Source organism: Luteibacter sp. SVR4-7G (genome assembly GCF_056755555.1).
Genome location: NZ_JBPGXO010000045.1, coordinates 1 through 12,079, shown reverse-complemented (window position 1 = coordinate 12,079; position 12,079 = coordinate 1). Strand labels below are relative to the sequence as shown.

The 12,079-nt window shown below is 65.3% G+C and carries 11 protein-coding genes; 6 read left to right on the top strand and 5 right to left on the bottom strand.

Translation table 11 applies throughout. From position 1 onward, the window contains the following. The first annotated feature begins 24 nt into the window (after positions 1-24). Complete coding sequence (hutU, locus tag ACR9ZH_RS15380) at positions 25-1,698, top strand: urocanate hydratase (protein WP_481291636.1); 1,674 nt, start codon at positions 25-27, stop codon at positions 1,696-1,698. Between the two features lie 140 nt (positions 1,699-1,838). Here hutU and msrA read toward each other — a convergent pair whose 3' ends face one another. After that, positions 1,839-2,510 carry a peptide-methionine (S)-S-oxide reductase MsrA gene (gene msrA, locus ACR9ZH_RS15375; protein ID WP_481291635.1) on the bottom strand — a complete coding sequence of 224 codons (672 nt, stop codon included), beginning with the start codon at positions 2,508-2,510 and terminating at the stop codon, positions 1,839-1,841. Positions 2,511-2,651: 141 nt separating this feature from the next. Between msrA and ACR9ZH_RS15370 the strand changes: the two genes are divergently transcribed. Beyond that, on the top strand, positions 2,652-3,908 hold the full coding sequence (locus ACR9ZH_RS15370) for a cyclic di-GMP phosphodiesterase (RefSeq protein ID WP_481291634.1): 1,257 nt from the start codon (positions 2,652-2,654) through the stop codon (positions 3,906-3,908). Beyond that, positions 3,905-5,155: a putative bifunctional diguanylate cyclase/phosphodiesterase gene (locus tag ACR9ZH_RS15365; RefSeq protein WP_481291633.1), complete on the top strand. Its 1,251-nt coding sequence runs from the start codon at positions 3,905-3,907 to the stop codon at positions 5,153-5,155. The genes ACR9ZH_RS15370 and ACR9ZH_RS15365 overlap by 4 nt, the downstream gene beginning before the upstream one ends. Before the next feature lie 9 nt (positions 5,156-5,164). Here ACR9ZH_RS15365 and coaE read toward each other — a convergent pair whose 3' ends face one another. The 4 genes from coaE to pilB all read right to left on the bottom strand — a co-directional run bounded on the left by coaE (position 5,165) and on the right by pilB (position 9,852). After that, positions 5,165-5,767, bottom strand: a complete 603-nt coding sequence (gene coaE / locus ACR9ZH_RS15360) for a dephospho-CoA kinase (RefSeq protein ID WP_481291632.1) — start codon at positions 5,765-5,767, stop codon at positions 5,165-5,167. Further along, positions 5,764-6,633 carry a prepilin peptidase gene (locus ACR9ZH_RS15355; RefSeq protein WP_481291631.1) on the bottom strand — a complete coding sequence of 290 codons (870 nt, stop codon included), beginning with the start codon at positions 6,631-6,633 and terminating at the stop codon, positions 5,764-5,766. The genes coaE and ACR9ZH_RS15355 overlap by 4 nt, the downstream gene beginning before the upstream one ends. A gap of 79 nt (positions 6,634-6,712) precedes the next feature. After that, positions 6,713-7,978: a type II secretion system F family protein gene (locus ACR9ZH_RS15350; RefSeq protein WP_481291630.1), complete on the bottom strand. Its 1,266-nt coding sequence runs from the start codon at positions 7,976-7,978 to the stop codon at positions 6,713-6,715. Between the two features lie 146 nt (positions 7,979-8,124). Beyond that, a complete protein-coding gene (gene pilB / locus ACR9ZH_RS15345; RefSeq protein ID WP_481291629.1) occupies positions 8,125-9,852 on the bottom strand; it encodes a type IV-A pilus assembly ATPase PilB in 1,728 nt (575 codons plus the stop codon). Positions 9,853-10,019: 167 nt separating this feature from the next. Here pilB and ACR9ZH_RS15340 point away from each other — a divergent pair, with 167 nt between their 5' ends. The 3 genes from ACR9ZH_RS15340 to ACR9ZH_RS15330 all read left to right on the top strand — a co-directional run. Beyond that, positions 10,020-10,892 (top strand): glycosyltransferase family 2 protein, encoded by an 873-nt coding sequence (locus tag ACR9ZH_RS15340; RefSeq protein WP_481291628.1) that lies wholly within the window; start codon positions 10,020-10,022, stop codon positions 10,890-10,892. Continuing rightward, positions 10,889-11,620, top strand: a complete 732-nt coding sequence (locus ACR9ZH_RS15335) for a class I SAM-dependent methyltransferase (protein WP_481291627.1) — start codon at positions 10,889-10,891, stop codon at positions 11,618-11,620. The genes ACR9ZH_RS15340 and ACR9ZH_RS15335 overlap by 4 nt, the downstream gene beginning before the upstream one ends. A 57-nt stretch (positions 11,621-11,677) precedes the next feature. Next, positions 11,678-12,079: glycosyltransferase (locus ACR9ZH_RS15330; RefSeq protein ID WP_481291658.1), on the top strand; the 402-nt coding region annotated here is incomplete at its 3' end.

Here is a 12,079-nt window from a genome sequence, read left to right as displayed (position 1 = left end):
TTCCCTGGATCGACGGAGTCTCCGATGACCGCTGTCACGCGCATCGACACAACCCGCACCGTGCGTGCCCCGCGCGGCAGCGAGCTCACCTGCCGCAGCTGGCTCACGGAAGCGCCGTACCGCATGCTGCAGAACAACCTCGATCCGGAGGTGGCCGAGAATCCGGCGGAACTCGTGGTGTACGGCGGCATCGGCCGTGCCGCACGCAACTGGGAATGCTTCGACGCGATCCTGCGCAGCCTGCGCGAGCTCCGCGACGACCAGACCCTGCTCGTGCAGTCGGGCAAGCCAGTTGGCGTCTTCCCGTCGCATCCCGACGCGCCGCGCGTGCTCATCGCGAACTCGAACCTGGTTCCCGCCTGGGCGAACTGGGAACACTTCAACGAGCTCGATCGCAAGGGCCTGATGATGTACGGCCAGATGACGGCTGGCTCGTGGATCTACATCGGCTCCCAGGGGATCGTGCAGGGCACGTACGAGACCTTCGTGGAGATGGGCCGCCAGCATTACGGCGGCAGCCTCGCCGGGCGCTGGATCCTCACCGCCGGACTCGGCGGCATGGGCGGCGCGCAGCCACTGGCCGCGAGCCTGGCCGGGGCGTCCTCGCTCACGATCGAGTGCCAGCAGAGCCGCATCGATTTCCGCCTGAAGACGCGCTACGTGGACGAGCAGGCAGCCGATCTCGATGATGCCCTGGCCCGCCTGGACCGCTACGCGAAGGAACGCCGCGCCGTGTCGGTGGCCCTGCTGGGCAATGCCGCCGATGTGCTCCCGGAACTCGTCCGCCGCGGCATCCGCCCCGACGCGGTCACCGACCAGACCAGCGCCCACGATCCGGTCAACGGCTACCTGCCGTCGGGCTGGACGGTCGAAGAATGGTTCGAACGCCGCAAGAGCGATCCGGCCGGGACCGCCCGCGCGGCCAAGGCATCGATGCGCCGCCACGTCCAGGCAATGCTGGCCTTCCACGCGATGGGCGTGCCTACCTTCGACTACGGCAACAACATTCGCCAGATGGCCAAGGACGAGGGCCTGGCTGAGGCCTTCGCCTTCCCCGGCTTCGTCCCGGCCTTCGTCCGCCCGCTGTTCTGCCGCGGCGTGGGCCCGTTCCGCTGGGTGGCGCTCTCCGGCGATCCGGAGGACATCTACAAGACCGACGCCAAGGTGAAGGAACTGATTCCCGACGATCCGCACCTGCATCGATGGCTGGACATGGCCCGCGAGCGGATCAGCTTCCAGGGCCTGCCCGCACGCATCTGCTGGGTAGGCCTGGGGCAGCGCCACCGCGTTGGCCTGGCTTTCAACGAGATGGTCCGCAACGGGGAACTGAAGGCCCCCGTGGTGATCGGTCGCGACCACCTCGATTCCGGCTCGGTTGCCAGCCCGAACCGGGAGACCGAGGCCATGCGCGACGGCAGCGACGCCGTGAGCGACTGGCCGCTGCTCAACGCCATGCTCAACGTGGCCGGCGGCGCCACCTGGGTCAGCCTCCATCACGGCGGCGGCGTGGGCATGGGCTACAGCCAGCACAGCGGCGTGGTGATCGTCTGCGATGGCAGCGAGGCAGCCGACAAGCGCATCGCGCGCGTGCTGTGGAACGACCCCGGCACCGGCGTGATGCGCCACGCCGACGCAGGCTATCCCGAAGCCATCGCCTGCGCCAAAGAGCAAGGCCTGGACCTGCCGATGCTCGGCTAAGCCCCACTGTAGGAGCGCGCCTGCGCGCGACAGTTTTTCGCGAAGAGCAACAGGCCCTGTTGCTCAAGGCCCCAAAGGCTGTCGCGCGCAGGCGCGCTCCTACATCGTTGCCGTGCGTTAGCGGTACACCATGCCGTGCGTCAGCGGCCGTTGGCCCAGGCCGGGGTGTAGCGCTCGGGATAGAGCCGCTGCAGCGCCAGCACCTTGGGCCGGTCGTTGATCGCGATGTACAGCGCGTCCGGATTCAGGCGCATATAGTCCTGATGCTCGCTCTCGGCGAGGTAGAACGCCTTCAGCGGCGTCACTTCGGTGACGATCGGCGCCGCGAAGGCATGAGCGGCCTTGAGCTGCGCCACGTACGCCTCGGCCACCTTCTTCTGCTCGGGATTGGCATAGAAGATGGCGGAACGGTACTGCGTGCCGACGTCGGGGCCTTGCCGGTTCAGCAGGGTGGGGTCCTGCGCCACCGAGAAGAACACCTGCAGCAACTGGCCGTAGGTGACCTGGCTGGGGTCGTACACCACGCGCACGGACTCGGCGTGCCCGGTGTCGCCATCGCTCACGTCGTCATAAGTCGCGTGGGCGGCGTCCCCGCCCGAGTAGCCGGAGCGCACGCTCTTCACGCCGCGCACGTGCTGGAACACGCCCTGCACGCCCCAGAAGCAGCCGCCGGCGAACACGGCAGAGGCCTCGCCCCGGGCGGGCGCGGCGTCAACCGCAGGCGGGGGCAACCGGATGCCCTCCTCGCCGGCGGAAGCGCTGGAGCAGGCGGTGAGGGCGAGGAACAGCGAAGGAAGCAGGCGGAAGCGCATGGGAAGGCTCCAGGGGAGGGGGCTGCTCCATAAGACCGGCGGCGGACCGGTTTCCTCACACATTCCAGTGCCGGACCCCTAAAGCTCCGGTGAACGGCGCCGATATCCCTTCGGATGTGCAGTGGTTCCGTGGGAGGGGCCGTGGTTTACGACCTGGTGGAGAGACGCGTGTTCGTGGCCGACCTCGAGGTCGGCATGTACGTGAGTCGTCTCGATTGCGAATGGTCGGACACCACCTTTCCGCTGCAGGGCGTGCCGATCACCTCGCAAGAAGACATCGACCGGCTGGCCAGGTTCTGCAAGTACGTGTTCATCGACCTGCACCGCCAGGTCGCGCCGGACTATTCCCTGACCCGGCCGGCGCGTGTGGTTACGCCAGCGCGACCGGCCGCCCCGGTCAAGCCGCGACCTGCTCCCAACCCGCGGCTGGTCGCCCGGCACGTCTACCGGGACACGGTGCCCTTCGATGAGGAAGTCCCCCGCGCGCAGGAGGCCTTCGACCAGGTCACCCGCTTCGCGGAGGCCCTCGTGGACGACGTCCAGGAGGGGCGCGCCATCGAGCCGCAGGCCCTGGAGGAAGCCGTACGTCCCATGGTGGCCAGCGTGCTGCGCAGCAGTGACGCCTTGTTCTGGATCGAGAGCCTGCGCCGTCGCGACAGCTACACCTACCAGCATGCCGTGGGCTGCAGCTCCCTCGCAGCGGCCTTCGGCCGGCACATGGGTTTCGCCAGCGACGTCATCGTGAGCCTCGCGGCCGGCGGGCTGCTGATGGACGTGGGCAAGGTGCAGATGCCCGAGGAACTGCTTTCGCGCGAAGGGCCCTTGAACGACGACGAATGGGGCCTGGCGCGGCGGCACGTGAACGACGGCATGTCCATCCTCGAACAGTCCGGCGTCACCGACACCGAGGTGCGCGACATGGTGCTGACCCACCACGAGCGCTTCGACGGCAGCGGCTACCCGGCCGGCCTCGCCGGAACGGAGATCCCGCTTCCCGGCCGCATGGCCGCGATCATCGACACCTACCACGCAATGTCGTCGCCCCGGCCTTACCGGCCGGCGGTTTCCCAGCACCTCGCGCTGCGCCAGCTCTACGCAGGACGCGACACCGCGTTCCAAGGCGAACTCGTCGAACAGTTCCAGGCCTGCCTGGGCGTGTATCCCACCGGCTCGATCGTGGAGCTCAACACGGGTGAAGTCGCCGTCGTGATGGTGCAGAATCAGGCCCGCCGCCTGCTGCCGCGGGTGGCTGTCCTGACGCGTGCGGACAAGGGGGCGCGCGAGGATTTCCTCATCGTGGACCTGATGCACCAGGTGGACATCGTCCGCCGCGAAATCCTGCGCACCCTGCCTGCGGGCAGTCATGGCATCGATCCAAGGGAGTTTTTCATTCAATGAGTGAGCGTGCCGACATCCTGCCCGCCGTGCAGATCATCCTCGACCGGGTGGTCCCCGACTCGGGATGGCGCGCGGTACTCGTCGTGAGGCTGCAGGGCATGCGCGAGGCGCAGCTGCGCTTCGGTTACGAGTTCGGCAACCAGATCATGCTGGCCGCGCGCGAGCGGCTCGTCGAGGCCGTACGCCACTTCGACACCGTGTTCGTCGCCGGCGACGACACCTTCGTGGTCGTGCTGCCCTCGGTGCGCAACCGCACCCATGCGCTCCTGGCCGCCACGCGTATCGTCGGGGCGTTCGACAGCCCCTTGCTGCGCGGCGAGCGTCCCTGGCAAGGCCGCCCGATCGTGGGCGTGGCGGTGCATCCCGAGCACGGCACGACGGCCGAACTGCTTTACCGCCGCGCCGAGCTGGCGCACGACGAAGCCATGCGCGTGGGCGAGTCCTTTGCCCTGTACCAGCCCGACGCGACGCCGGTCGAGATCCTCTACGGCGAATTGCGTGAGGACATCGAAGCGAACCGCCTGCACGTGGCCTTCCAGCCGCTGCGCGATCTGCGCTCGGGCGAGATCGTGCGCGTGGAATCGCTCTCGCGCTGGACGACTACGGCGCAGATCGACGTGGCACCCTCCGATTTCATCCAGTTCGCCGAGCGCAGCGACCTGATCGTGCCGCTGACCCGCTGGAGCCTCAACGCCTCATTGCGCCACGCGGCCGCGCTGCATCGCGGCGGCTGTCCGCTGGACGTTGCGATCAATCTTTCCCCGCGCGTTTTTGCGGAAGCGGGCTTCGCCGAGCAGATGCTGGGGGCCATGGACATCTGGGGCGTGCCGCCGACCGCCGTGATCGTCGAGATCACCGAGACGGCGCTGCTCACCGACCTCGACATGAGCGTGCGCGTGCTGCGCAGCCTGCGCGACCACGGCGTGCGCGTGGCCATCGACGATTTCGGCACCGGCTACGCCTCGTTCGCCTACCTGCGCCATTTCCCCGCGACGGAGCTCAAGATCGATCGCAGCTTCGTCGACGCCATGAACACCGACAGCCGCACGGAACTCCTGGTGCAGGCCATGGTGGACGTGGCCCATCGCCTCGGCATGGAAGCGGTGGCCGAGGGCGTCGAGAACGAAGCCACCCTGCTGCGCCTGGTGGAAATGGACTGCGACCTCGTCCAGGGCTACCACATCGCCGAGCCGGTGAAGGCCGAGGATTTCGTGGCCGAGCGCGTCGCGGCCGCCTCGCTGATCTGACTCAGGCTCCTACACCGCGGCCTGGGCGCGGTAGCGCCGGTCCAACGCCGCCACTGCCTCATCCAATGCCGCCTCGTCCCCATCGTTGACGATCACATCGTCGGCGATGCCCAGGCGATCCTCGCGCGAGGCCTGCGCAGCGATCATCTTCCTCGCCAGCGCCGTGTCGATGCCGTCACGCCGGGTGAGGCGTTCGATCCGCATCGCTTCCGGCGCGTCGACCACGAGCACGCGATCCACCCATGCGTAGTGCTCGCGGTTTTCCACCAGCAGCGGGATCGAGAGGATGCAGTAGGGGCCCTCGTCCGCCGCCACAGCGTCGCGCAGCCAGGTGCGGATGCGCGGATGCAGGATGCCTTCGAGCGTGGCTCGCGCCGAGGGATCCTCGAAGACGCGCTGGCGCATGGCCGCCCGGTCCAGCCGGCCTTCGCCGTCCAGCGCATCGTTCCCGAAGGCCCGCGCGATTTCGGCCAGCGCCGCCGAGCCCGGTTCGACCACCGCACGTGCCGCCATGTCGGCATCGTAGGCGTGGATGCCCAGCGCTTCGAAGCGCCGCTCCACGGCGCTCTTGCCGGAAGCGACACCGCCGGTGAGGGCGACGACGTAACTCATTGCAGCCCGGCGATGCGCAGGTAACCCTCCAGCAGCCGGTCGCCGGCAAGGAACCATACCCAGCCCGCGGCCGCGATGTACGGACCGAACGGAATCGGCACGTCGCGCTGGTGATTGCGGAACAGCATGAGGCCGCCGCCGACCAGGGCCCCGATCAGCGAAGACAACATGATCACCGGCAGCAGCGACACCGGCCCCATCCAGGCCCCCAGCGCCGCCAGCAGCTTGAAGTCGCCGTGCCCCATGCCTTCCTTGCCGGTGAGCAGCTTGAACAGCCAGTAGACGCTCCAGAGGCTGAGATAGCCGATGAGGGCGGCCAGGATCGCGGACGAGGGTGCCACCGGCAGCGGCTGCCAGGCCGGAATGAGCGTGAGGCCGAGGCCGATCCAGAGCAGGGGGTAGTTGAGTTCGTCCGGCAGCAGCTGGGTATGTGTGTCGATGCCGGAAAGGGCGATGAGGAAGAAGGTGAAGACCAGCCCCGCCAAGGCCGCCGGGGTAGGCCCGAAGTGCCACACCACGAGGGCGCTGGCCACGCCGGTGAACAGCTCTACCAGCGGGTACTGGGCGGAAATCTTCGTGCCGCAGTAACGGCAACGTCCGCGCAGGAACAGCCAGCCGAACACGGGAACGTTGTCGCGCGCGGCCAGCTGGTGCTTGCACTGCGGGCAGTGCGAGGACTCCAGCGCCACGCCGGGCGGTTTGGGCTCGTCCACTGCTTCCAGCTCCAGCACCTCGCGGGCCTGCCTGCGCCATTCCCATTGCATCCGCGGCGGCGTGCGCAGGATGACCACGTTGAGGAAGCTGCCCACGAGCATGCCGAAGACGGCGGCGAAGGCGATCCAGAGGGCGAGGGGGAGTTCGGGCATGGAGTGTCCGTGGTCAAGAAAAACCCTCCGCCCGCGAAGGCGAAGGGTTCCTATTGTGCCTTGCTTGCAGCGGTATGGATCAGACCGTGCCGGCGAGCTTGAAGATGGGCAGGTAGAGGGAGATGACCATGCCGCCGACGAGGACGCCGAGGATGATCATGATGAATGGCTCGAGCAGGCTGCTCAGCGTGTCAACCGCCGTATTCACCTCTTCCTCGTAGAACTCCGCCACCTTGAAGAGCATGGCATCCAGGGAGCCCGATTCCTCGCCGATGGCCGTCATCTGCACCACCATGTTCGGGAAAAGATTGGCCTGGCGCATGGCCAGCTGAAGCTGGTGGCCGACGGCGATGTCATCGCGCATCTGCTTCACCGCATCACCGTAGACGACGCTACCGGTAGCGCCCGCTACCGCATCCAGTGCTTCCACCAGCGGCACGCCGGCGTGGAAGGTGACGCCCAGGGTGCGCGCAAAGCGGGCGATGGCCGACTTATGAAGCAGATCGCCGATCACGGGGAGCCGCAGAGAGAAACGATCGAGGAAATGGGCGAACTTCGACGAGCGCTTCTTGAAAAAGATCAATGCTGCCACGGAGCCCACGATGCTCAGGATGACCGCCCACCACCAGGACTGCATGAACTTCGAGGCAGCCACGACGAACTGCGTGGGAGCTGGCAGCTCGGCCTTGGCCTCCGCGAACGTCTGTTGGAACACAGGCACGACGAAGAGCAGGAGAATCATCGAGACCAGTAACGCCACCACCAGCACCATGATGGGATAGAACAGCGCCTTCTTGATCTTCGACTTGATGCTCTCCATGCGTTCCTTATAGGTGGCGACGGTATCGAGCACCGTATCGAGCACACCCGCGGACTCGCCCGCGTGGACGAGGTTGCGGTAGAGCTCGTCGAACTGCACCGGGTATTGGCCGAGCGCCTCGTGCAGCGACGCACCGCCCTCGATGCCGCTCTTCACGTCGTTCAGCATGTTCTTGAAGCGGACGTTCTTCTGGCCGTTCGCGATGATGTCGAAGGCCTGGACCATGGGCACGCCGGAAGCCATCATGGTGGCGATCTGGCGGCTGAAGATCGCGACGTCCCTTGGCTTGACCGTGCTGCCGGACGCGCCAAACAGCGGCTTGGCCTTTTCGCGCACCGTCTGCGGATTCATGCCCTGGCGACGCAGTTCCGCTTTCACCAGGGCAGCGTTCTTGGCCTGCATCTCCCCTTTCATGCGCTTGCCGCGCTTATCGAGGGCGACCCAGTCGTACATGACCAGCTTATTGACTTCGGCTCGCGCTGCACCGATGGCGCGCGCGTTCTTGGTAGCGGTGGCGGTAGCCATGACGCGGTATTCCCCCCGGGTTGATGCCTCAGCGGGCCAACCCTCCCGGGCTGGTCCCTTTTCTTATTCTAGTTTGAACGGTCGGACAGGTTTCGTTCTGCCGTCTGGCGCACATCTTCACATGCCGCGCCAGCCCCCGGCATGCGTCAGTCCTTGGTGACGCGGTTGATTTCGGCCAGGCTGGTCACCCCGTTCCGGACCTTGAGCAGCGCGGAGGCCCGGAGGTCGTTGATGCCGGCCTTGCGCGCCACCTCGGCAATCTGCATGGCATTGCCGCCCTCGAGGACGATCTTCTGGATATCCTCGACCATCGGCATGACCTGATAGATGCCTACGCGCCCCTTGTAGCCCTCATTGCAGCTGTCGCAGCCGACGGGTTCGTAGAGGGTGATCCCGGCATCGATTTCCTCCTGGGTAAAACCCTCGGCCAGCAGGGCGGCGGGAGGCAGCTGGACGGGCCGCTTGCAGTCGTGCAGGCGGCGGGCAAGGCGCTGGGCGATGATCAGCGTGACCGACGAGGTGATGTTGTAGGGCGCGATGCCCATATTCATCAGACGCGAGATGGTCTGCGGGGCGTCGTTCGTATGCAGGGTGGATAGCACCATGTGGCCGGTCTGCGCGGCCTTCACGGCGATCTCGGCCGTTTCCAGGTCGCGGATTTCGCCGACCATGATCACGTCCGGATCCTGGCGCAGGAACGAGCGCAGGGCTGCCGCGAAGGTCATGCCGCGCTTGACGTTCTGCTGGACCTGGTTGATGCCCTCGACACGGATTTCCACCGGGTCTTCCACCGTGGATATGTTGCGCCCCTCGATGTTGAGGATATTGAGGGCCGTGTACAGCGACACCGTCTTACCCGAGCCGGTGGGGCCGGTGACCAGCACCATGCCATAGGGTTTTTCGATGGCATCGAGGTAGAGCTTCTTCTGGTCTTCCTCGTAGCCCAGCTTGTCGATGCCCAGCTTGGCCGAGGAGCCGTCGAGGATACGCAGCACGATCTTCTCGCCGAACAATGTCGGCAGGGTACTGACGCGGAAGTCGATGGCGCGGGTCTTGGTCAGGTTGAGCTTGATGCGGCCGTCCTGGGGCACGCGGCGCTCCGCGATGTCCAGGCCGCTCATGACCTTGATGCGCGAGGCAATGCGGTTGCCCAGCTTGATCGGCGCCGTGGCCACGATGCGCAGGATGCCGTCCATGCGCAGGCGCACGCGATAGACGGATTCGAAAGGCTCGAAGTGGATATCGGAGGCGCCGCGCTTGATGGCGTCGACCAGGATCTTGTTGACGAACTTGACGACGGGGGCGTCGTCGTTTGCATTGGCGTCGATGCCGGTGGTGCCCTCGCCATCCTCGTCGCCGCCCTCGAGAGCGAGCTCGTCGAGGCCGTTGTCCTCGAAGCCCGGCACGTTGGCGCTCATGGCGGAAAGCGCCGTATCGATGATCCGGCGCAACTGGCCGCGCTCCACCAGCACCGGCTCGACCATGTGGTTCGAGTGGAACTTGATCTCGTCCAGCGCGTGGGACTGCATGGGGTCGGCGATGCCGACGAACAGGCGCTTGCCGCGCTTGAACAGGGGCAGGGCCTGGTGCTTGGTGATCAGGGCCTCGGTCACCAGGTCCAGCGGCATGTTGGCCGCGGCCATGCCGGCGATGTCCATCAGGGGCATGCCGAATTCGGCCGAGGCCACCTGGGAAAGCCTGGCACTGTCCACCAGGTTATGGTCGACCAGCCACGCCGACAAGGATACCCGCTTCTCCGCCGCGTCATGGACGGCTTTCCGCACGTCGGCCTCGGGTAGCACGTTCTCCGTGACCAGCCGGCGCGCCATGCCGGTGAGGCCCGCCAGGATCGGCGTATGCATTTGTGAAGCCATTGGACGTTTCCCCGAGATACGCGCCTGAATCTACTCCAGATTATAGGGATGGTCACGCCCGGCAGTGTGATGGGACCGCCGGTTCCCGGCGCACCCGGCTCCGCGGCCTCCTTCTCGTTTCGCGCTGGGCTTATCCCTTATGATTCAACGGCCATGGGGGAGAACTCTTGAGTCGTATAAGCATCATCCTGCCCGCCAAGAACGAGGCGGCTGCCCTGAAAGAACTGTTGCCTCGACTGACCGCGGCCCAGCCGGGGGCGGAAATCATCGTGGTGGACGATGGGTCAACCGATGACACGAGGGAGGTTTGTTCCGGCAAAGGGGTGACGTGCCTTTCGTCGCCTTATTCCATGGGTAATGGGGCCGCCATCAAGCGCGGCGCGCGCGCGGCCACAGGCGACATCCTCGTATTCATGGATGGGGATGGGCAGCATGACCCCCTGGACATCGCACGGCTGGTCGCTCGACTTGAGGAAGGCTACGACATGGTCGTGGGTGCAAGGGACTGGGAAAGCCAGGCAGGCGTGGGGCGCGGCTTGGCGAACACGCTTTACAACTGGCTCGCGAGCCGGATGACAGGCCAGGTTGTCGCGGACCTGACCTCGGGTTTTCGAGTCGCCCGTGCTCACCGCTTTCGTGAATTCATTCATCTGCTTCCGAATGGTTTTTCTTACCCCACTACTAGCACGATGGCGTTCTTCCGCAGCGCTTATGGCGTGGCCTATGAGCCCATCAAGGCGGCGGAGCGCGTCGGCAAGAGCCATATCAAGCCCTTGAAGGACGGCGTGCGCTTCCTCTTGATTATCTTCAAGATCGCGACGCTCTATTCGCCGTTGAAGCTGTTCGTTCCGGTCAGTGTTCTGTTTTTCGGACTGGGTTGCCTGAACTACGCCCGTACTTTCTTTCTCGAAGGACGGCTTACGAATATGAGTACCTTGATGTGGAGCGCGGCAGTCATCGTGTTCCTTATTGGCCTGGTATCGGAGCAGATCACTGCGCTCACTTACAGGCCCGCGGACGATGGACGTACCTCTCGATGAATACGCAGCTCGACGAAGACAGACGTCAACTGGAGGAGATACGCGCGTTCTATAACGACGAGTATTACGCGCACGATGCGGACGCGCGGCACGGCCTGCCGTGGCATTGCCGCCTTGCGGCCCGAGAGTTGAAACGCGTCACGGGTGGAGACGTCTTGGACGTGGCTTGTGGCACGGGCGCCTGGTTAGGGCACTTCGTCGGGATGGGCGCGCGGAGCATAAGTGGCATCGACCTCTCCGTCAGGGCGATCGAGGCCGCGCGTCGGTCTTACCCGTCTGCCGATTTTCGTACGGGAGCCGCCGAGGTGCTTCCGTTTCCTGATGCAAGCTTCGATGTGATCACGTGCATGGGCTCGCTCGAACATTTCGTGGACAAGCCCGCGGCGCTATCGGAAATGATGAGGGTTGCGCGGCCCAATGCGGAGTTCCTTCTGCTCGTGCCGAACGCAGGGTTTCTCAGCCGACGTCTTGGCCTGTATGGAGGGACGCACCAGGTCAAGGTGAAAGAGGACGTCAAATCGCTCTCCGAGTGGGATGCCTTGTTCCGCTCCGTGGGGTTGAAGGTTCGGAAGCGCCGACGCGACTTGCATCCGATAAGCTGGCATTGGATTACCCATGGTAAGGCCGTGACATGGCCCATCAGGGCGATACAGGCACTTATGCTGGCTTTGTGGCCGTTGCGCTGGCAATACCAGGTCTACCACTATGCCTCGCGGAACGAAGGGTGATTCCGCGTGCCCCACAACCTGTTGATCACCCGGAACCTACCACCTTTGCGTGGCGGCATGGAACGCCTCAACCTTCAGCTGGCGCGTGAACTTAGCCAAGCCGGAAGCCTTGCTGTCGTAGGTCCGGCTGGATGTCGCTCGGTGCTACCCAAGGATGTGGCTGTAAGCGAGTGCAAGCTGAAACCACTGCCGTGGTTCTTGCTTAAAGTGGCATTTGCCTCGCTCCTTGCGGTCTGGCGACGTCGTACGTCTGCCGTCATTGCGGGTAGTGGCCTTTGCGCTCCTGTTGCTTGGCTATCTGCCAGGCTATCGAGGGCGCGAGCGATCGTCTATTTGCATGGCCTGGATATAGTCGCGGATAGTCGTGTTTACAGGGCTGCCTGGCTACCCTTCATTCGCCGCTGCGATGTTTGCATCGTCAACAGCCGCAATACCGCCGAACTCGCGCGATCCATGGGC